15 protein-coding genes, 1 tRNA gene and 1 pseudogene are annotated in these 20572 nt (G+C 69.0%); 9 read left to right on the top strand and 8 right to left on the bottom strand.

Going from position 1 to position 20572, the window contains the following annotated elements:
• Nucleotides 1–202 precede the first annotated feature (202 nt).
• Complete coding sequence (locus ACFQ27_RS06260) at nucleotides 203–1402, top strand: efflux RND transporter periplasmic adaptor subunit (protein ID WP_377352989.1); 1200 nt, start codon at nucleotides 203–205, stop codon at nucleotides 1400–1402.
• A complete protein-coding gene (locus tag ACFQ27_RS06255; protein ID WP_374345523.1) occupies nucleotides 1402–4641 on the top strand; it encodes an efflux RND transporter permease subunit in 3240 nt (1079 codons plus the stop codon). Before ACFQ27_RS06260 ends, ACFQ27_RS06255 begins: the two co-directional genes overlap by 1 nt.
• Before the next feature lie 237 nt (nucleotides 4642–4878).
• Here ACFQ27_RS06255 and ACFQ27_RS06250 read toward each other — a convergent pair whose 3' ends face one another.
• The 3 genes from ACFQ27_RS06250 to ACFQ27_RS06240 form a co-directional block, all read right to left on the bottom strand.
• Nucleotides 4879–5391: a c-type cytochrome gene (locus ACFQ27_RS06250; RefSeq protein WP_374344601.1), complete on the bottom strand. Its 513-nt coding sequence runs from the start codon at nucleotides 5389–5391 to the stop codon at nucleotides 4879–4881.
• A gap of 71 nt (nucleotides 5392–5462) precedes the next feature.
• Complete coding sequence (locus tag ACFQ27_RS06245) at nucleotides 5463–5936, bottom strand: YaiI/YqxD family protein (protein ID WP_374344600.1); 474 nt, start codon at nucleotides 5934–5936, stop codon at nucleotides 5463–5465.
• Nucleotides 5937–5955: 19 nt separating this feature from the next.
• A tRNA-Thr gene (locus tag ACFQ27_RS06240) sits at nucleotides 5956–6031 on the bottom strand.
• A 276-nt stretch (nucleotides 6032–6307) separates the two neighbouring features.
• Here ACFQ27_RS06240 and ACFQ27_RS06235 point away from each other — a divergent pair.
• Together ACFQ27_RS06235 and ACFQ27_RS06230 are read left to right on the top strand one after the other, a co-directional pair.
• Entirely contained in the window at nucleotides 6308–8506 is a 2199-nt protein-coding gene (locus ACFQ27_RS06235) for a methyl-accepting chemotaxis protein (RefSeq protein WP_377352988.1), read from the top strand.
• A gap of 96 nt (nucleotides 8507–8602) precedes the next feature.
• Nucleotides 8603–10012 (top strand): amidase, encoded by a 1410-nt coding sequence (locus tag ACFQ27_RS06230; protein WP_377352987.1) that lies wholly within the window; start codon nucleotides 8603–8605, stop codon nucleotides 10010–10012.
• On the opposite strand, the gene ACFQ27_RS06225 is transcribed toward ACFQ27_RS06230, so the two are convergent.
• Nucleotides 10009–10149 (bottom strand): hypothetical protein, encoded by a 141-nt coding sequence (locus ACFQ27_RS06225; protein ID WP_377352986.1) that lies wholly within the window; start codon nucleotides 10147–10149, stop codon nucleotides 10009–10011. The two genes, ACFQ27_RS06230 and ACFQ27_RS06225, sit on opposite strands and share 4 nt — an antisense overlap.
• A gap of 67 nt (nucleotides 10150–10216) precedes the next feature.
• On the opposite strand from ACFQ27_RS06225, the gene ACFQ27_RS06220 reads away from it, so the two are divergent.
• Nucleotides 10217–10570, top strand: coding sequence for a DMT family protein (locus ACFQ27_RS06220; RefSeq protein WP_374344594.1), 354 nt, complete (start codon nucleotides 10217–10219; stop codon nucleotides 10568–10570).
• On the opposite strand, the gene ACFQ27_RS06215 is transcribed toward ACFQ27_RS06220, so the two are convergent.
• A complete protein-coding gene (locus ACFQ27_RS06215; RefSeq protein WP_374344592.1) occupies nucleotides 10554–10982 on the bottom strand; it encodes a DUF1761 domain-containing protein in 429 nt (142 codons plus the stop codon). The two genes, ACFQ27_RS06220 and ACFQ27_RS06215, sit on opposite strands and share 17 nt — an antisense overlap.
• Before the next feature lie 128 nt (nucleotides 10983–11110).
• On the opposite strand from ACFQ27_RS06215, the gene metG reads away from it, so the two are divergent.
• Nucleotides 11111–12898 carry a methionine--tRNA ligase gene (metG, locus tag ACFQ27_RS06210; RefSeq protein ID WP_377352985.1) on the top strand — a complete coding sequence of 596 codons (1788 nt, stop codon included), beginning with the start codon at nucleotides 11111–11113 and terminating at the stop codon, nucleotides 12896–12898.
• Between the two features lie 94 nt (nucleotides 12899–12992).
• Entirely contained in the window at nucleotides 12993–14129 is a 1137-nt protein-coding gene (locus tag ACFQ27_RS06205) for an alpha-L-fucosidase (RefSeq protein ID WP_377352984.1), read from the top strand.
• 210 nt (nucleotides 14130–14339) lie between these two features.
• Here ACFQ27_RS06205 and ACFQ27_RS06200 read toward each other — a convergent pair whose 3' ends face one another.
• Both ACFQ27_RS06200 and ACFQ27_RS06195 read right to left on the bottom strand, forming a co-directional pair.
• A complete protein-coding gene (locus ACFQ27_RS06200; protein ID WP_377352983.1) occupies nucleotides 14340–15089 on the bottom strand; it encodes a YjbE family putative metal transport protein in 750 nt (249 codons plus the stop codon).
• A 37-nt stretch (nucleotides 15090–15126) separates the two neighbouring features.
• A complete protein-coding gene (locus tag ACFQ27_RS06195; RefSeq protein WP_377352982.1) occupies nucleotides 15127–16656 on the bottom strand; it encodes an acetyl-CoA acetyltransferase in 1530 nt (509 codons plus the stop codon).
• Nucleotides 16657–16767: 111 nt separating this feature from the next.
• On the opposite strand from ACFQ27_RS06195, the gene ACFQ27_RS06190 reads away from it, so the two are divergent.
• Both ACFQ27_RS06190 and ACFQ27_RS06185 read left to right on the top strand, forming a co-directional pair.
• Nucleotides 16768–17505 carry an IclR family transcriptional regulator gene (locus ACFQ27_RS06190; protein ID WP_377352981.1) on the top strand — a complete coding sequence of 246 codons (738 nt, stop codon included), beginning with the start codon at nucleotides 16768–16770 and terminating at the stop codon, nucleotides 17503–17505.
• Nucleotides 17506–17543: 38 nt separating this feature from the next.
• Nucleotides 17544–18683, top strand: a complete 1140-nt coding sequence (locus tag ACFQ27_RS06185) for an aminotransferase class I/II-fold pyridoxal phosphate-dependent enzyme (protein WP_377352980.1) — start codon at nucleotides 17544–17546, stop codon at nucleotides 18681–18683.
• 268 nt (nucleotides 18684–18951) lie between these two features.
• Here ACFQ27_RS06185 and ACFQ27_RS06180 read toward each other — a convergent pair.
• Nucleotides 18952–19464 (bottom strand): annotated as a pseudogene (locus tag ACFQ27_RS06180) (hypothetical protein); the annotation flags it as partial.
• Nucleotides 19465–20572: the final 1108 nt, after the last annotated feature.

Raw genomic sequence — 20572 nt, 5'->3', positions numbered from 1 at the left:
CCTTGGGGCGCCCGTTTTATTTGCGCGCCAGACCGAATTTGCGCCGATTGTCTGCGCCATTCGCGGCAGATCGATTGATATTTCGGCGCGGAAATCGGTCGACATGGTTCTGTCACTGGACGTGGCCTTTCTAAACGCCATATGAGCGCTGAAGATTTTTAGACTAGCGCTTCCATTCCGAGGCGACGGAGTTCCCAAGCCCTTGCTGCGACGCCATTTCTTCCTCGCTGGCGCGATCCTTGTGCTGATCATCATGGTCGTGGTCGGAGCCGCCAAGATCCTTGGGGGCAAGCCCTCGTCTGGTCCGGGCGGTCCGCCCCAGGCTGGCGCGGGCGGCGCACGGCCCGGCGGCGGCATGGGCGGCGGCATGGGGGGCAGGGGCGGTGGCCCCACCCAGGTCGACGTGACCGTGGTGCAGCCGCGCACCTTCGTCGACACCATCGACGTCCTGGGCGTCGCCAAGGGCAAGCAATCGGTGACCCTGAGCGCGGCGACCACCCAGCTGGTGGACCGCGTTCTGTTTACGCCCGGCCAGGCGGTGCGCCAGGGCCAGGTGCTGGTGGAACTCAAGACCACCGAACAGGACGCCGGCATCGCCCAGTCCCAAGCCCGCGCCCTCCAGGCCCAGCGGGCTTATGAGCGCTGGAAGACCCTGGCGGACAAGGGTTTCGCCTCCAAGTCCGCCCTGGACCAGTATGAAGCCGCCTGGATCTCGGCCAAGGCCGATGTCGCCGCGGCCCAGGCCCGCCAGGGCGACCGGGTGATCCGCGCCCCGTTCTCCGGCGTCGTGGGCCTGTCCGACATCGCTCCGGGCGCCCTGATCAACCCTGGCGCGGCCATCGTCACCCTGGATTCCATCGACACCATCCGCGTCGACTTCCAGATCCCCGACCGGATGCTGGCCGCCGTGCGCGAGGGCCAGGCGCTGACCGCCTCGGTCGACGCCTATCCGGGGGAGAAGATCTCCGGTCGGATCGCCAAGCTCGACACCCGCATCGACGAGCGGACCCGTGCGCTCACGGCTCGCGCCGAGTTCGCCAACCCCGACCATCGCATCAAGCCCGGCATGATGATGCGGGTCGCCATCGCCCAGGGCGTGCGCCAGGCCCTGGCGGCGCCTGAGACCGCGTTGTCGGTCCAGGGCGACAACGCCTTTGTCTTCGCCATCGGCCAGCGCGGCGAGCGCACGGTCGCCGAGCAGCGGCCGGTGCTCACGGGCGTGCGCCAGGACGGCTTTGTCGAAATCAAGGACGGGGTCGCGGCTGGCGACAAGCTGGTGGCCGACGGCCTGAACAAGGTCCAGCCCGGCGCGCCGATCCGACCGGCGGGCGGCCGCCCAGGCAGTAAACCGCCTATGGCCGGCGCTGGCGCGGGAGCGGGCGGCGCCCGACCCGCGGCATGATGCTCTCTGACCTCTCCGTCCGCCGCCCGGTCTTCGCGGCGGTGGCCGCGATCATCCTGTGCGTGGTGGGCCTGGCCTGCTTCAGCGCCCTGGCGGTCCGCGAGCTGCCCAGCGTCGATCCGCCGGTGGTGTCCGTGTCGACCATCTATCGCGGCGCCTCCGCCGAGGTGGTCGAGGAGCGGATCACCCAGGTGATCGAGCGCCAGGTCGCCGGCATCCAGGGCATCGACCGGGTCAATTCCTCCAGCCGCGACGGCGTTTCGCGGGTGAACATCTCCTTCACCCTCGACCGCGACCTCGACGACGCGGCCAATGACGTGCGCGACGCGGTCAGCCGAGTGGTGTCACAGCTGCCCGACCAGGCCGATCCGCCGCAGATCGCCAAGGCCAACGCTGACGCCTCGCCGATCATGTTCCTCAGCTTCTCCTCGACGAAGCTGAACCGCCTGCAACTGTCGGACTACGCCAACCGCTATCTGGTCGAGCGGCTGTCCACGGTGCCCGGCGTCGCCCAGGTGAACCTGGCCGGCAACCAGGCTTTCTCCATGCGGGTCTGGCTGGATCCCCAGGCCATGGCGGCCCGCGGCCTGACCGTGGACGACGTCGAGGCGGCGCTGAACGCTCAGAATCTGGAGCTGCCGGCCGGCTCGCTGGAAGCGCCGACCAAGGACTTCACCATCCGGGTGGCCCGCGGCTACTCGACGCCCGAGCAGTTCGCCAAGCTTCCGGTAGTCCCGACCTCTCGGGCCACCACCTCGACCACGACCGTCGCCGGCAACAATGGCGCGCTTGGCACCACGGCCTCCGCGGCCGGGGCGCTGGCGACGGCCCAGTCCAATCCCAACGCCTATGTCACTCGGCTGGGCGACATCGCCCGGGTGGAGGAGGGGCCTGACGAGCGCCGCCGGATGTTCCGCTCCAACGGGCGCGAACAGGTTGGCATGGCCGTCACCCGCCAGTCCCAGGCCAACGACCTGGACATCGCCGCCGGGGTGAAGGCGCAGCTGGCCGAGATCAACAGGTCGCTGCCCCCAGGCACCCGGCTCGACGTCTCGGTGGACTATACGGTCTTCACCCAGCACGCGATCCAGGAAGTCTGGATCACCATGGGCATCTCGCTCGCCCTGGTGGCCCTGGTGAACTTCATCTTCCTGGGCACCTGGCGGGCGGCGCTCATCCCGTCGATCGTCGCCCCGATCTGCATCCTGTCGACCTTCATCGTCCTGGCCCCCCTGGGCTTCTCGATCAACCTCCTGACCCTGCTGGCCCTGGTGCTCGCCATCGGCCTGGTGGTCGATGACGCCATCGTGGTGGTCGAGAACATCCAGCGCCGGATCGATGACGGCGAGCCGCCCATAGTCGCCGCCCAGCGCGGCGCGCGTCAGGTGTTCTTCGCCGTGGTGGCCACCACCATCGTGCTGATCTCGGTGTTCGCGCCGCTGATGTTCATGCCCGGCTATATCGGCCGGCTGTTCGTGGAGCTGGCGGTGGCCATCGCCGCCGCCGTGGCCTTCTCGGCTCTGCTGGCCCTGTCTCTTTCGCCGATGCTGTCGTCGCGGCTTCTCCGCCCCGCCCATGGTGAGGGCTGGCTGGCGCGTCGGGTCGACGCCGGCATGGCGCGCTTGCGCAACTCTTATCACGCCTCGTTGGAGGCCCTGCTGGGTCGCAAGGGCGTGGGCTTCATCGCCGGCGGCCTGGTGGCTTTCCTGGGGCTGTGCGCCTGGGCGATGTTCGCGGCCCTGCCGTCTGAGCTGGTCCCCAACGAAGACCGTGGCCGGGTGGACGTGATGGTCCAGGCGCCGGAAGGCACGGGCTATGACTACACCGTCAAGGCGGCGCGCGAGCTTGAGGCCAAGATCATGCCGCTGCTCAAGGACGGCACCATCGAGCGCTATACGGTCAGTGTCCCGCGGTTCGGCCAGGCCCAGTTCAACACCGCCAACCTCTCGATCTCGCTGCCCGACACCCGCAAGCACAATATGAGCTCGCAGGATCTTGCCGCTCAGCTGAACAAGGAATTCGCCTCGGTCACCTCGGTGCGGGCGATCGCCTCGGTGCGCCCCAGCCTGCAGCGCGGCGGTGGGCCTGGCGGCGGCGGGGGCGGCGGCTCCAGTGTCGACCTGATCGTGCTGGGCAACGAGTATCCGGAGATCGAGGCGGCGATCCGCCCGATCATGGAGGCCGTTCAGTCTAATCCGAACATGTCGCGGGCCCGGCTGGACTATGAGCCGACCTCGCCGCGTCTGCTGGTCGACCTCGACCGAGACAAGGCGGCCAATCTCGGCGTCTCGGCCCAGTCCGTGGGCCGGGCGCTGGAGACCATGTTCGGCTCCCGCAAGGTGACCACCTACATCAAGGACGGCCAGGAATACGACGTCATCCTGCAGACCGACCGCGCGAAGCGGCAGACCGAGCAGGACGTCGGCGACCTCTATGTGCGGACGACGGCGGGGTCGACCGTGCCCCTGTCCTCGGTGGTCAGCACGCGGGTGCGCGGCGATACGCCGGACCGTTCGCGGGTCGACCGCCTGCGCTCCATCACCCTCAGCGTCCAGCTGAACCCCGGCTACACCGTGGGCGAGGGGGTGAAGTTCTTCCAGGACGAGGTCGCCAAGCACCCCGGCATGACCATCAAGTGGGGCGGCACGGCGCGGGACTATCTGGAGGCCGGCGGCGCCGTCGGCCTGGCCTTCGCCATGGCCCTGCTGCTGGTCTTCCTGGTGCTCGCCGCCCAGTTCGAAAGCTGGATCCACCCGGGCGTCATCATGCTGACCGTGCCGGTCGCCGTGGTGGGCGGATTGTTCGGGCTGCTGGTCGTGGGCTCGACGGTGAACACCTACAGCCAGATCGGCCTGATCATCCTGGTCGGCATCGCCGCCAAGAACGGCATCCTGATCGTGGAGTTCGCCAACCAGCTGCGGGACGAGGGCCTGTCGGTGCGCGAGGCGGTGATCGAAAGCGCCTCCCTGCGCCTGCGTCCGATCATCATGACCTCGATCTCCGCGGCCGCCGGCGCCATTCCGCTGATCCTGTGGGGCGGGGCCGGGGGCGAGAGCCGCAAGACCATCGGGGTGGTGATCTTCTTCGGGGCGATCTTCTCGACCCTGCTCACCCTGTTCATCGTGCCGGTGTTCTACAACCTGCTGGCCCGGTTCACGAAGTCGCCCCAGGCGACGGCGCGCCGCATCGAGGCCTTCGAGGCCGACGAACACGCCCGCGCCGCGAACGCCGCCGAATAGGTCCTTTTCCCCACATGAAAACGCCTCCCCGCCGAAACGGGGAGGCGCTCTTGGAGTCAGGCGCGTCGGACAGGGGGTTGTCACGGCGCTGGCGCGGGGTGCGGCCCTACGCTTGATCCCGGCGACGCTTGCGGAGACGCCGGGTGTGCGAAGACCGTCAGATGCGAAACGGCTTCGGCTTCCCCAATTTGGGCTTGGCCGAAAGTCGCGTCAAGGTTGCTTTTGCGATGTCCGCGCCTATTCCGGCGCGGCGCTGGTTTCCGTCTTCAGGTAGGCGACCAGATCGACCCGGTCCTTCTCGTTCTTGACGCCCACGAAGGACATCTTGGTGCCGGCCACCATGGCCTTCGGGTTGGCGACCCACTTGTCGATGGTCGCGGCGTCCCACACCAGGCCCGAGGCCTTGAGTTCTTCGGAGTAGGCGAAGCCGCCTTCCGTGCCCGCCTTGCGGCCAAAGACGCCATGCAGGTTCGGGCCCGTCATGTTGGCGCCGCCCTCAACCAGGGTGTGGCAGGACTTGCAGACCAGGAAGGCCTTCTTGCCGTTGGCGACGTCGCCGGTGTTGTAAGGGGCGGGCAGGGAGGCCAGCAGGGTCTGCTTCTGAGCGTCGGTAAGGCCCTCTTCCGCGGCCGGGGCCGCTGCGGGTTCGGCGGCCGTCTCCTCGGAGCCGGTCGACTGGGCCTGTTGCTTGCCGCAGCCGGCGAGCGCGGCGGCGGTGACGAGGGTGGCGGCGAGGAGGAAGCGACGCATGCGAGATCTCCGGAAAGGATGCGGCGCGGAAGCTACTCCAGTCCCGTCCCCGCGCAAGTGATCCAAAACAATCAGCGACGCCTGCGCAGCTCTTTGTTGATGGCCTCGTCCAGGGCCTGGAGAAAGCGCGACCGGTCGTTGCGGTCAAAGGGCCTCGGACCACCGGTGATTTCGCCCGAGGCGCGCAGGTGCTCCATGATCGAACGCTGGGCCAGGGCCTGGCCGATGGAGTCAGCCGTGAACGGTCGCCCGTTCGCGCCGATGGCGTAGGCGCCCTTCTTCAGCACCCGGTCGGCCAGGGGAATGTCGTTGGTCACCACCATGTCGCCCGCGCTCGCCTGCTCCACGATCCAGTCGTCGGCCACGTCGGGGCCGGCGTCGACGATCATGCGCGAAATCAGCGGCGAGGCCGGAATCACCATGAAGGCGTTGGAGACCACCCAGGTCTTCAACCCATATCGGGCGCCTACCTTGTACACCTCGTCCTTCACCGGACAGGCGTCGGCGTCGATGAAGATGCGGATCGGCGGACGCTCTGCGGTCACGGTCGGGGCTCGGGGGAAATGGTGCCGGCTGCAGGATTCGAACCCGCGACCTTCGGTTTACAAAACCGCTGCTCTACCAACTGAGCTAAGCCGGCGCGTTGTATTTGTTTCGGTTTCGCCGGCTTGGCGGCCTGGCGTCTTCCGCGCGACGCCACGCGGAGCCACGGTCCCCCCTTTATCCGCTTGTCCCCGGCCGATGCAACCGGTTCGGCGCGGCCGCCCTTGGGTGATCTGCGGCGCCCAGGGTGGGCGCGCCATCTTGCCGCGCGACAGTGGGGCATGCTCGCTTTCGGCGAACATTCATTGAGTATTTTTTCAGCATTGCGGCTTTCAGTCGCGGTCCAGGGGGACCTAGTAGCGTGTCGATAACCATGTCGCGTCGATTGAAGGTGGCGGGCAAGCTGATGCTCGCCGCGGGCCTGTCCATCAGTCTCCTGGTGCTGGCCGGCGCCGCCGTCCTGACCTGGAGCACCGGGCGGGAGATGACCCGCCTGTCGGAGCTCTATGCGCAGGCCATCGCTCAGGACGCGGCCCGCGAGATCAGCGGCGAGCTCGCCGCCGTGGACGCCTCCACCCGCGCCCTGGCCGGGTCGATGGCGGCGGCGAAGGCCGGCGGCGCCCACAGTCGGCCCGCCCTGCTGGAGCTGCTGAAGCCCGCCGCCACGGCCGAGCCGGTGGTCCTGGGCGCCTGGACCATCCTGGAGCCGGGAGAGACCTTGGGCTCGGACGCCGAGGCCGCCGGCCGCAACGACCTGGCCGGCACCGAAACCGGCCGCTTTGACGCCTACTGGGTGCGCGGCAAGTCCGGCCTGACCTTCCAGAGCGGCTCTGACAGCGATGCGCAGGAGCCCTACTATGTGACCTCGTTCCGCAGCGGGCGCGGCGCCGTGCTGGAGCCCTACACGGACGACATCGAGGGCAAGCCGGTCCTGATGACCTCGGTGACCTATCCGATCATTTCGGGCGGGCGGACGATTGGGGTCGCCGGCCTGGACATCGGGCTGAATGAGCTGGCCGCTCGGCTGGACGCGATCCATCCCCTGGGCAAGGGCCGGGTGATGCTGGTCTCGCCGTCCGGTGTCTGGCTATCGCACCCCGACGCCAAGCTGCGCATGAAGACCTACGCCGACCCCGGTATGGACGTGATCAAGGCGGCCCTGGAGAAGGGCGAGCCGGGACGGATCCGGGGTGTGAAGATGGATGGCGGCGGCGCTGAGCGGTTTGTGCTGCCCGTGCGCCTGAACGACCATGGCGCGAGCTGGGTCCTGGTGGCCGATGTCTCCCACGGCGCCGTGGCCGCGCCGGCCCGTCGCCTGGCCCTGGCCCTGTTCGTCGGCGGCCTGGTGCTGCTGGCCGCGGTTCTGGGCGCCTTGACCTTCACCTCCACCCGGGTGATCCGCCAGCCCCTGGCCCGTCTGGTCGCCGCTGTTCGGGGCCTGGGCGAGGGCCGCTTCAACGAGCCGGTTCCCGGCGGTGGAACCGGCGATGAGGTCGGCGAGATCGCCGAGGCCCTGGAAGGGTTCCGACACCAACTGGCCGCCAACGCCCGCCTGCAGGCCGAGCGCGCCCAGGCCGACGCCGAGGCCGAGGCTGAGCGGGCGCGGGCCGATGCCCTGCGCACCAGTGGCGAAGAACAGGAACGGGTGGTCCGCACCCTGGGCGAAGGCCTGGCCGGCCTGGCCGCGGGCGATCTCACCTTGCGGGCGCATACGCCGTTCCCCAGCGAATACGAGCCTTTGCGCCAGGATTTCAACCTGGCCACCGACGCCCTGGCCCAGACCCTGGGCGAGATGGTCGAGGCCGCGGGGCGCCTGCGCCACAGCGCCGCCGACATCAGCGGCGCCGCCAACGAATTGTCCCGCCGTACCGAAAACCAGGCCGGCAGCCTGGAGGAGACGGCCGCGGCCCTCGACCAGATCACCGCGACCGTGCGGCACGCCTCGGAAGGCGCGGGCAAGGCCGGCGCCGCCGCTGCGGACGCCCGCGCGGTCGCCGAGGACTCGAAGTCCGTCGTCGAGGCCGCCGTGTCGGCCATGGCCCGGATCGAGGCCTCGTCCGCCCAGATCAGCCAGATCATCGGGGTGATTGACGAGATCGCGTTCCAGACCAACCTGCTCGCCTTGAACGCCGGTGTCGAAGCTGCGCGGGCCGGGGAGGCGGGCAAGGGCTTCGCCGTGGTCGCCTCCGAGGTTCGGGGCCTGGCCCAGCGCTCGGCCGAGGCCGCCAAGCAGATCAAGACCCTGATCGCCACCTCGGGCTCCGAGGTTGGCGCGGGCGTCCAGCATGTGGGACGCACGGGCGAGGCCCTGGCCGCGATCCTTGAGCGCATCGCCGATGTGCATCGTCTGGTCTCTGAGATCACCGCCTCGGCGCGGGAACAGGCCAGCGGCCTCGAGGCCGTCAACGCCGCGGTCAGCCAGATGGACCAGATGACCCAGCAGAACGCGGCCATGGTCGAGGAGACCTCCGCCGCCGCCGAGGCGCTGAAGGATCAGGCCCAGAGCCTGGACCGGCTGGTGGCGCGGTTCCGTCTTCCCGGCGGGCGCAGCCAGGGACGCCGCGCCGCCTGACGCGCCCGCCTGCCCGGATCGGGCGCAAGGCTCCACTGCGGCGTTGGTTCTGACCTGGGGTTGTGGTCCTCTCCTGGACAAGAGGGAGAGCGCGCCATGAAGTTCGAAGAGTATCGCAAGCACGACGCCGTGGGCCTGGCCGGGCTGGTCGCCAAGGGCGAGGTCTCGGCCGGCGAGCTTCTGGACACTGCCGTCGCGCGGATGGCTGAGGTCAATCCGGCCCTCAACGCCGTGACCCTGGACCTGACCGAGATGGCCCGCAAAGCCCTGCCGGCCAAGCCGCAGGGGCCGCTCGGCGGCGTGCCCTACCTGCTCAAGGACCTCGGGGCCATGATGGCCGGTACGGTGACCACTGGCGGATCGCGCCTGTGGAAGGACAACCTCGCCGCCGCCGACAGCGCCATCGTCACGCTCTACAAGCAGGCCGGTCTGAACATCTTCGGCAAGACCAACACGCCGGAGTTCGGCCTGATGCCGATCACCGAGCCTGAGTTCCTGGGCGCCTGCCGCAATCCCTGGGATGTCGACCGCACGCCGGGCGGCTCGTCGGGCGGGGCGGCGTCGGCGGTGGCGGCCGGGATTGTGCCGGCCGCTCACGCCAGCGATGGCGGCGGCTCCATCCGCACCCCGGCCTCGGCCTGCGGCCTGTTCGGCATGAAGCCGTCCCGCGGCCGCGTCTCCTTCGCGCCGATGGGCGAGGGGTGGGGCGGGGCCTCGATCCAGCATGCGGTGACCCGCTCGGTGCGCGACAGCGCCGTGCTGCTCGACGTGGTCTGTACGCCGCAGTCCGGCGATCCCTACTATCTGGCGGCGCCGGCGGTTCCCTACGCCCAAGAGGTCGGCCGCGCGCCCGGCAAGCTGCGGATCGGCTTCACCACCGCCGCGCTCGCGGCCCCTGCGCTGGATCCGGAATGCGCCCAGGCGGTGCTCGACGCCGCGCGGCTGTGCGAGAGCCTGGGGCATACGGTGGAAGAGGTCACTGTCCCTGGCGACCTGGCCGCCATGCAGAAGGCCGCCGGCGACGTCATCGCCGCCAGCGTCGCCGCCACCCTGGAGATCGAGAGCGAGAAGCGAGGGCGCCCCGCCGACCAGTCCGACGTCGAGGACCTGACCTGGTTCATGGCCAGGCGAGGCATGAGCGTGACCGGCCCGGCCTATGTCCGGGGCCTGGCGGCGATCCATGCTTATGGCCGGGCGGTCGCCGAGCTGTTCAAGACCTATGACGTCCTGCTGCTGTCGACCCTGGGCAGCCCGGCCATTCCCATCGGCTGGCTGACCGAGAGCATCGAGACCTATGCGCCGCGCCTGTTCGACTTCATGCCGAACACCCAGGCCTTCAACAACACAGGCCAGCCGGCCATGACCGTGCCCCTGTCCTGGTCCAAGTCCGGCCTGCCCATCGGCGTCCAGTTCGTGGGCCGCATGGCGGAGGAGGGGCTGCTTTTCCGCCTGGCCGGGCAGCTTGAGGCGGCCCAGCCCTGGTTTGACCGGACGCCCGCGCTCTAGGCCCCCATCCCACCGTCATGGCCGGGCTTGTCCCGGCCACCCATGATCACCGCGTTGGTCGAAGTGGCGTGAGCTGCGCCGCCGCTCACCATCCTGAACTTCAGGCGCTTATGGGTGGCCGGGACAAGCCCGGCCATGACGGTCTCGGGGAGGGGGGAACCTTGGCCTTCGCATGACGTATAAAGCCCCGCCGTGGAGATCCGCATGCCCCTGAGCTTCGCCGCGATCGCGCCGATCCTGATGCTGATCGCGTCAAACATCTTCATGACCTTCGCCTGGTACGGCCACCTGAAGGTCCATGACCGGCCGCTGTGGCTGATCATCGTGGTCAGCTGGGGGATCGCGTTCTTCGAGTACTGCCTGGCGGTGCCGGCCAACCGGATCGGCCAGGGGCACTATTCCCCGGCCGAGCTGAAGACGATGCAGGAGGTCATCACCCTCAGCGTCTTCGCCGTGTTCTCGGTGACCTATCTGGGCGAGCGCCTGACGATGAACCACCTCGTGGGGTTCGCCCTCATCGCCCTGGGCGCCCTGTTCATCTTTAAGGGGCCGCTTTAGCGCCCTTCGCCGGCATCAGGCCGAGGATGGCGCCGGCGATCAGGTAGCTGATCAGCTGGTAGCCCATGTTCATGATCACCAGACGGCCCGGCATCTGCATGTACAGAAAGTCGATCGACATGGTGGTGAAGTTGAAGAAGAACCAGACCGCCACGGCCGCCCCGATCCCGGCCAGGGAGTTGACCCCCAGCTTGGCGAAGATCCAGGCGAGGCCGACCACCAGGATCAGGGTGTTGACCACCCCCAGCGCCATGTAGAGCGCCTGGCCAGAGGCGGACGGGGGATGGCCCATGGCCTCGGTGAAGGCCGAGGTCCAGACGTCGGCCAGCAGTACGCCGTACCAGAGGAAGCCCAGCGCCTCGAGCAGCACCACGCAGATGGCGACCGCGACCCAGTTCACGCCCTTGATCATGCTTCAGTCCCCCCAAAAGAACCGGCGCATGCTGAAGGCAATCGCGAAGCTTGGCGAGAAGGTTTTGGCGCGAGCGGCGTGGCGCCCTATATGACGCCGCTTCCAAGCCTCCTCATTTCGAGCTTCGCATGACCCGCATCCTCATCACCTCGGCCTTGCCCTACATCAACGGGATCAAGCACCTGGGGACGCTCGCGGGCTCCATGCTGCCGGCCGACGTCTTCGCCCGCTTCCAGCGCTCGCTGGGCCGCGAGACGCTGTATCTCTGCGCCACCGACGAACACGGCACGCCCACCGAGCTGGCCGCGGCCGAGGCCGGCATGTCACCGGCCGCCTTCTGCGACGAGCAGCACGAGATCCAGCACCGCCTGGGCCGGGCCTTTGGCCTGTCCTGGGACCATTTCGGCCGCTCGTCGTCGGTCCAGAACCGCCGCGTCACCCAGATGTTCGCCCAGACCCTGTGGGAGCAGGGCTTCATCGAGGAGCGGGTCACCCAGCAGGTCTATTCCAACGCCGACAAACGCTTCCTGCCGGACCGCTATGTGATCGGGACCTGCCCGCACTGTGGCTATGAGGCCGCCCGCGGCGACCAGTGCGAGAACTGCACCCGCGTGCTCGACCCTGCCGATCTGATCAAGCCGCGCTCGGCGGTGTCCGGTTCGCCGGACATCGAGATCCGCCCGTCCAAGCACCTGTTCCTGCGCCAGAGCCTGTTCGCCGAGCGGCTGCGCGCCTGGATCGAGGGCAAGAAGGGCGACTGGCCGCTGCTGGTCACCTCCATCGCGCTCAAGTGGCTGGACGAGGGGCTGCAGGACCGCGGCATCACCCGCGACCTGGAATGGGGCGTGCCGGTCAACGCCGCTGACTGGGGCGCCAATCCGGACGGCCAGAAGCCGGACGTGGAGGGCTTGGCCGGCAAGGTCTTCTATGTCTGGTTCGACGCGCCCATCGAATACATCGCGGCCACCTGGGAGTGGGCCGACGCCAAGGCCGGCGGTCAGGCGCAGGACGCCGACTGGCAGCGCTGGTGGCGCGGCGAGGCGGCTTCGGACGTCACCTATGTGGAGTTCATGGGCAAGGACAACGTGCCCTTCCACACCGTGGGCTTCCCCTGCACCCTGATCGGCGTCAACGAGCGCTTTGACGGCAAGGCCTGGAGCCCGGCCAGCAACGCGCCCTGGAAGCTGGTGGACCGGCTGAAGGGCTTCAACTGGCTGGACTATTACGGCGGCAAGTTCTCCACCTCGCAAAAGCGCGGCGTGTTCATGGACCACGCGCTGGAACTGCTGCCGCCGGACTACTGGCGCTGGTGGGTGACCGCCAATACGCCGGAGACCTCGGACGCGACCTTCACCTGGGAGCAGTTCCAGGCCCAGGTGAACGCCGACCTGGCCGACGTGCTGGGCAACTTCGTCAACCGCATCCTGAAGTTCACCGAGAGCCGCTTCGAGGGCGTGGTCCCGGACGGCGGCGAGGATGGCCCGCTGGAAGCCAAGCTGCGCGCCGACGTGGAGGCCAAGCTCGCCGAACTGACCGAGCTGATGGAGGCGATGGAGTTCCGCAAGTCAGCCACCGCCCTGCGGCAGCTGTGGGTGCTGGGCAACCAGTACCTGACCGAGGCCGCCCCCTGGACCGCCATCAAGACCGACCGCGACCGCGCCGCCGTGGCCGTGCGCACCGGCCTGAACCTGGTGGCCCTGTTCGCCAAGGTCTCCGAGCCCTTCATCCCCTTCGCCTGCGAGAAGATCGCCGAGGGCGTGGGCGAGGCCTTCCCGGGGCGTTGGCCCAAGGCGGGCGAGGCCCTGGCGGCCCTGGAGCCCGGCCAGACGGTCAAGGCCCCCGAGGTTCTGTTCCGCAAGGTCGAGGACGCCCAGGTGGCCGAGTGGGTCGAACGGTTCGGCGGCGCCGAGGCCTGAGGCCGCTCTATCGTCGATTGACTTCCCGCGCGGCGCCCGCTCGGAATGGTCCCCGACGCCAGGCCGCTCAAGAGCCTGGCGCGGGGAGGGACGAATGAGCAGCGCCGCCTATGAGGGCCGGCCGTGCCCTGAGTGGTACGCCAAGCCGCAGCTGGGGATCTTCATCCACTGGGGCATGTGGGCCATCCCCGCCTGGGCGCCGCGGGGCGAATCCCTGACCGAGCTGACGAAGACCGACTACGACCACGCTTTCGCGCTCGGCCCTTACGCCGAGTGGTATCCCAACGCCATGAAGGTGGCCGGCAGCCCCACGGCGCGCCACCACGCCGAGCACTATGGCGATGCGCCCTACGAGGCCTTCCGCGCGCCCTTCGACGCCGCCGCCGAAGCCTTCGACGCCGACGCCTGGGCCGACCTTTTCCAGGCCTCAGGCGCGACCTATGTGGTCTTCGTCACCAAGCACCATGACGGCTACTGCCTGTGGCCCACCCAGGTGGAGAACCCGCATCGGCCCGGCTGGCATAGCCGGCGCGACTTCGTGGGCGAGTTGGCCGCGGCGGTGCGCAAGCGCGGCATGCGCTTTGGGCTCTACTATTCCGGCGGGCTGGACTGGACCTTCTTCCACACCCCGATCTCGAACTTCGGCGACATGTTCGCCTGCGTGCCGACCGGCGAAGACTATCGCGCCTACGCCAAGGCCCAGGTCCGCGAACTTGTGGAGCGCTACAAGCCCTCGGTCCTGTGGAACGACATCGCCTGGCCGGACAAGCGCGACCTGGACGAGGTGTTCAGCCACTACTACGCCCACGTCCCCGACGGCGTGGTCAATGACCGCTGGATGGGGGAGAGCGCCCTGTTCCAGGCGCTGAAGGAGCCGATGGCGCTGGCCGGCTTCAACGCCGCGGTGAAGGCCAAGTTGGCCGAGACGGACGGCGAGGCGCACTCCCCCGCCACCACCCACCACGACTTCCGCACGGTGGAGTACGCGCGCGGCGAAGGCCTGGGCGATGTGAAGTGGGAGTCGGTGCGCGGCCTGGGCATGGCCTTCGGCTACAACGCCAATGAGGAGGTCGGCGACTATCTCGACGGCCAAGGCCTGATCGAGCTCTATCGCGACGTGACCGGCCGGGGCGGCAACCTGCTGATCAATGTCGGCCCGAAGGCCGACGCCTCGATCCCCGAGGTCCAGCGCGCGCCCTTGCTGGAGCTCGGGCGGCTGCTGAAGGGGTAGGGCTCATTCACTCGATTGGTCGTGCCAAGACGAGTCCTTCTCCCCTTGCGGGAGAAGGTGGCCCTGCGCAGCAGGGTCGGATGAGGGGTCTCTCAAAACGCTCCAGGTCGGCGATCTGGGACGCTGCGGAAAGAGCGGTGCGACCCCTCATCCGTCAGCTTCGCTGACACCTTCTCCCACAAGGGGAGAAGGGAACAGATAGGGCTGGACCTAGTCCTTCCTGGCGCGGTGGTGGGCCTCTTCCTTGGGCGTGATGTCCAGGAACTGGGGCATGGCGGCGTTGTAGGCGGGGGTCTTGTTCAGATCCATGACCACGCTGCGGTGGCCTTCCCAGATCATGTTGCAGGCCACGCCGAAGACGATGACCAGGCCCAGATAGCCCAGCCACCGGAAGCGGTGCAGGAGCTTGGCGATCCAGCCAGCGACGACGCCCATCAGGGCGATGGAGAGCAGCAGGCCGGCGACCATCACCCAGGGGTGGGCGTGGGCCGCGCCGGCCACGGCCAGCACATTGTCCAGGGACATGGTCAGGTCGGCGATCAGGATCTGGATCAGGGCCTGGCCCAGGGTCTTCGACTTGGCGACTGCCGGCGGCGCGGCGCCCTCGGCCTCACCCAGGGCCTCTTCCAGAACGTGTTCGCCCTCGGCCTCGGCGGCGTGCGCCTGCTCAGCCAGTTCGCGCCACATCTTCCAGCAGACCCACAGCAGCAGGAACCCGCCGGCCAGCAGCAAGCCCACCAGCTGCAGGAGCTGCACCGTGATCAGGGCGAAGCCGATGCGCATGGCCACGGCCGCGCCGAGGCCCAGCATGATGGCCTTGCGGCGTTGTTCCTGCGGCAGGCCGGCGGCCGCCAGGCCCACAGCGACGGCGTTGTCGCCGGCCAGGGCCAGGTCGATCAGGATAACCTGCAGGAAGGCGACGAGGGCGCCGGCGGCGGGCAGCTGGTCCAGGAAAGACATGGCGTCTTAGTGGGGCGCCCGCCGGGCTTTCGCAAGGTCAGGCGCGCGGCGTCAGCGCCGTGACCACGTTGCGGCCGCGCTCGTCCTGGCTGACGGCCACCGTCGCGCCCAGGGGCTCAGCGCTGATCATCTGCTGGACGATGTCGCCGTCGGCCATGGCGACGAAGCGCTCGCCAGCGGCGGTGTTGCAGACGAGGACCCCGTGCGGCGTCTCGCGGCCATAATCGATGGTGTAGGTCACCACCTGGCCGCCGGCCGGCTTGTCGGCCATCGCCGGCTTCGGCCACGCATTGATATCCGCCTGCAGGCCCTTGGACTCAAAAGGTTTCCAGGGCGCGGCCTTGGTCGAATAGACGCCGACCGAGTACTTGGACAGGAAGCCGCCATTGGCGCCGACGAAGCCATAGGCGCCGGGCTTGGCCCGCAGGGCGCGGATCATGCTGGCGATGGCGTGCATGGAGTAGTTGTTCCCGGCCCCGCCGAAGAAGGGCAGGCCGCCGGTGACGGTCAGGGGGCGCGGGTCGTTCGCGGCGATCCCCAGGTCGTCGCGGACATTGGTCACCGCGATGGGGAAGCAGCTGTAGAGGTCGAAGATATCGATGTCGGCGGCGGTGAGGCCGGCCCGCTCCAGGGCCGCGCGGCTGGCCAGGGCCGCGGCAGGATAGGCGGCCAGGTCCTGGCGTTCGATGGGGGTGCGCTCGGCGACGTCGGCGCCGCCATGCAGATAGACCCACCTGGATTCTGGGATGCCCAACTCGCGGGCCTTGGCGACCGAGGTCATCAGCACCGCCGCGCCCTGGTTCGCCTGGTCCCGGGCCACCATCCGACGCGGGAAGGGGTCGGCGACGATCCGGTTCTTGGGCGTCACGGTCGCCAGGCCCTCGGCGTCGAACACCTCTTGGCTCATGGCGTGCGGATTGGTGTGAGCGACCTCCGTGAACGGGGCGAACAGCTTGCCCATCTCCAGCGCATAGGCCTCGCGGGACAGGCCGGTCTTGGCGCGACGGGCGTTCTCGAACAGGGCGTAGAGCTGGATGGGCGTCCGCGCCCCGTGGCCGGCCAGCTCCATGGTCACCAGGCCCTCCAGGCCATAGCCGCGGAACTCCATCTGGCCGCCGACGGTCTCGCTCCAGTCGCGCTTTTCGCCCTGCGACATCAGGTGGCGGACGGTGGAGATGGCTTCGGAGCCGAAGAACAGGGCCATGCCGGTCTCGCCCTTGGCGATGGCTTGGGCGAACTCGTTGACCAGGTGCTGCGGACCCTGGCCGCCCACGGGCTCCAGGATGGCGCGGGCCGGGTCGGCGCCAATGCGGTTGGCCACGGCGCGGGGGAAGTTGTCGGCGCGGCCGAAGGGGGCGACCGCGTGCTCGCCGGAGATCTCGAACTGCGGGATGCCGGCGACCAGGTCGAGGTGTGGCGCGATGGCGGCCACCGACAGGGCGTCATCCAGGGCGGCGCGGGCGGCGGCGGCGGCCAGCTCCACCGGCGACAGGGCCTTGTAGTCGGGGGCGTCGATCCGCTCCGAGGCTTCGCCCACACCCACGATGATCGGCGTCAGATCAGTCATCTCGCAGTCCTCCCGACTTATGGGCCTTGTTCTTAGCGGCCTGACGTGGCGGCGCCTCAAGCCCTGTCGGCGCGGCCTACCATTTGCGTCTATACGGGGCGGGGAGGGGCCATGTCCCAGGCGGTGGTGAAATCGGCGCAGCGCGCCTTTGCGATCCTGGAGCTGTTCGAGCTGGAACGGCGGCCGCTCAGCCTGACCGAGGTGACCCAGGCCCTATGCTATCCGACCTCGTCCACCGCCGCCCTGCTGAAGAGCCTGGTGGTCACCGGCTACCTCGAGTTCGACCGGGCGCGGCGCGCCTATCGGCCCACCATGCGCATCGCGGTCTTGGGCCAGTGGGTTCACGAAGGCCTGTTCGGCGAGGGCGCGATCCTGGCCGCCGCCCACCGGCTGCACGCCGAGACCGGCCTGACGGTGGTGCTGGCCGCCCAGTCCGACCTCCACGCCCAGTACCTGCACCTGGTCCATTCCAGCGAGCCCCTGAAGGCCATGGTGACGCCTGGCCAGCTTCGGCCCCTGGCCTCGTCCGGTATGGGGCTGGTGCTGCTCAGCGCCCAGGCCGACGCCGAGGTCCGCCGGCTGGTGCGGCGGATCAACTACCTGCGCCGGGATGAACAGGTGGACCTCGCTGACCTCCTGGTGCGCCTGCACGAGGTGCGCAGCCGGGGCTACGCCTTCTCCAAGGATGCGGTCAGCCCTGGCTTCGGCCTGATCGGTGTGCTGGCCCCGCGCCAGGCCGACGCCCGGCAGCTGGCCCTGGGCGTCACCGGCCGAAGCGAGGAACTGACCGCGCGGGAAGGGGAGCTGGTCGCCGCCCTGCGCGCCGCCGTTGCAGACCTGCCCGCTTGAGCGTGCGCGCAGGCCCAAATCCCGATATGGAGCGGCTCATGTCCGCCGAGATCGATCCGTTCCACGCCATCGCCATTTCCGTCCTGGCTCATCGCCTGAAGGCCGAGGGCCACTCCATCATCCACATGGAGTTCGGCCAGCCCTCCACGGGCGCGCCGGCGGCGGCGATCGCCCGCGCCCATGAGGTGCTGGACACCGACGCCATGGGCTATTGGGAAAGCCCGGCCCTGCGCGAGCGGATCGCCCGACACTATGTCGAGACCTATGGCGTCACGGTGGAGCCGGAGCGGATCGTGCTCACCTGCGGCGCCTCGCCGGCCCTGGTGCTCGCGCTCAGCGCCGCGTTCCGGCCCGGCGACCAGGTGGCCTTGGCCCGGCCGGGCTATGTCGCCTACCGCAATACGCTCAAGGCCCTGCATATGGAGCCGGTGGAGATCGCCTGCGGTCCGGAGAGCCGGTTCCAGCTGACCGCCGCGCACCTCGAGGCCCTGGATCCGGCCCCGCAAGGGGTGATCTTGGCCAGCCCGGCCAATCCGACCGGCACGATCATCGCGGCGGAGGAACTGGAGAAGATCGCCAAGGTCTGCGCGGCGCGCGGCATCCGGATCGTCTCGGACGAGATCTATCACGGGCTGAGCTATGTCGGTCCGGCCCGCTCCATGCTGGAGTTCGCGCCCGACGCCCTGATCGTCAACAGCTTCTCCAAGTACTTCAGCATGGTCGCCTGGCGGCTGGGCTGGCTGATCGCGCCGCCGGAGCTGCTGGGGCGGGCCCGCGCCCTGGTCGGCAACCTGTTCCTGACCGCGCCGTCGCTGAGCCAGCATGCCGGGCTGGCGGCCATGGACGCCCGCGACGAGCTCGAAGGCCATATCGCCGTCTACCGCGCCAACCGGGAGCTGCTGTTGAAGGCCTTGCCGGAGCTTGGCCTGCGCTCCATCGCCCCGCCGGACGGCGCCTTCTACATCTACGCCTATGTGGGTCACCTGACCGACGACAGCCTGGCCTTCTGCAAGACGCTGCTGCGCGAAACCGGCGTGGCGACGGCCCCCGGCGTGGATTTCGACCCGGTGGAGGGCCGCCACTATGTGCGGTTCAGCTTCGCCGTCTCGACGCCTGAGATTGAAGAGGCGCTCAAGCGCCTGAAGCCCTGGTTCGCGGCCCGGACGTCTGCGGTCTGAGCCGAGCTATTGCGGCAGGCCGGCGCGTCCGTGCAGGGCGCAGCCGCGCCAGAGCGCTGACGCCATCGCGACGATGAAAGCGGTGAGGGCATTGACCATGCCCGGCCTCCTGAGATCCTCCGGCCGCATCTGACGCGCGGCTGATGTGAGGAGTGGAACACGCAAACCCGTGTTCTGGCAACTGGCCCCTTGGCTCCGCCGGTGACGCCCCCAAAGCAAAACGGCGGCCCCCGAAGGGACCGCCGTCTGTTGGGCTGCGCGCTCTGGCTTAGTGCGCGTGTTCCAGTTGCTTATGGCCGTGATGGTCATCGTGGCCGTGACCATGGTCGTCATGCCCGTGGCCGTGGTCATCATGACCGTGCGCGCCGTGGCCGTGGTCATCGTGGCCGCCATGGCCATGGTCGTCATGATGAGCCGCCGCGCCGTGGCCGTGATCGTCATGACCGTGCCCATGACCGCCATGACCGTGATCATCGTGCCCATGACCATGATCGTCATGACCGTGGCCGCCATGGCCATGATCATCGTGATGGGCCGCAGCGGCGCCGTGACCATGATCGTCATGGCCGCCGTGACCGTGGTCGTCATGACCGTGGCCACCGTGGCCGTGGTCATCGTGACCATGCGCAGCATGGCCGTGGTCGTCGTGACCGTGTCCATGATCGCCGTGACCATGATCGTCATGACCGTGGCCGCCGTGGCCATGGTCATCGTGACCGTGCGCGGCGTGGCCATGGTCATCGTGGCCGCCATGGCCATGATCGTCGTGATGAGCCGCGGCGTGGCCGTGACCATGATCGTCATGGCCGCCATGACCATGGTCGTCATGACCGTGACCGCCGTGGCCATGGTCCCCGTGCCCATGGTCATCGTGACCGTGAGCAGCGTGGCCGTGATCGTCGTGATGGGCCGCAGCGTGGCCGTGACCATGGTCGTCGTGGCCGCCATGGCCGTGGTCGTCATGACCGTGACCCCCATGACCATGGTCGCCATGGCCATGATCGTCATGCCCGTGAGCCCCGTGCCCATGAGCGTCGTGCCCATGCGCGTCGTGGCCGTGCCCATGGTCGTCATGGTGGCCGTGGGCCGCGGCCGCACCGGCGATCGCCGCCCCAGCCGCCGCAGCGGCCAGCGGGGCCGCCAGCGGCGCGTGGTGGCTGCTGTCATCCGGCTCGGGAGAGGCGAAGACCGACTCGCCCATGGTGCGGAACTTGCGCCGACGCTCGGCGCGCCGCGCGTTCTCGCCGACGCTGCGGGCGATCGCGACCAGCAGGGCCAGGCCAGCCAGCAGCAGCCCAAGGGCCACGACCGACTTGGACGGCACTTCGCCGACGCCCGGCAGTTTCACGGTCGGCATGCCCGGGATGGCGAGCTTATCGAGCAGCGAGCCCTTGGCGCGGGGCTGGACCGAGTCCACCGCCGACTTCACGGCCTGTTCCAGGCTGGCCAGGGAGAAGGTCATTGGGGCCTTGCCGCCGTTCAGGCTGGCGTCGACGTCGGCCTTCAGCGGACCCTTTTCGCCCGCGCCCGGCTTGACCTGCCAATTGAAGGCCGGTGCTTCGCCGGGCTTCAGGGTGGCGGTCTGCGGACCGTTCGGCGTGATTTCGTAGCCTTCGCCCGACAGGGTGGCGGTGACATCAGCCTTCTTCGCGGCCTTGCCCAGGCCGAGCTTGGCGGCTTCGCGCTGGATGATGGCCAGGACGGTTTGGGGCAGGGAGAGGCTGACCTGGGCGGGCTCGCCCTTGGCCAGGGCCTCGGGCACGGTCAGCTTGGAGCCGGCGGCCACTTCGCCGCCCACGGCGGTCTGCAGGGCGGCCAGGCGGGAGTCCGCGGGCTCGGGCAGGCCGGCCGGCGGCGGGTTCAGCTTGGCGGCGACCACGGGGGCCACA

The organism is Phenylobacterium conjunctum, assembly GCF_042679085.1.
GTDB classification, from domain to species: domain Bacteria; phylum Pseudomonadota; class Alphaproteobacteria; order Caulobacterales; family Caulobacteraceae; genus Phenylobacterium; species Phenylobacterium conjunctum.
The sequence above is the reverse complement of the archived record's forward strand: the minus strand, read 5'-3'. Positions and strand labels throughout refer to the sequence as shown.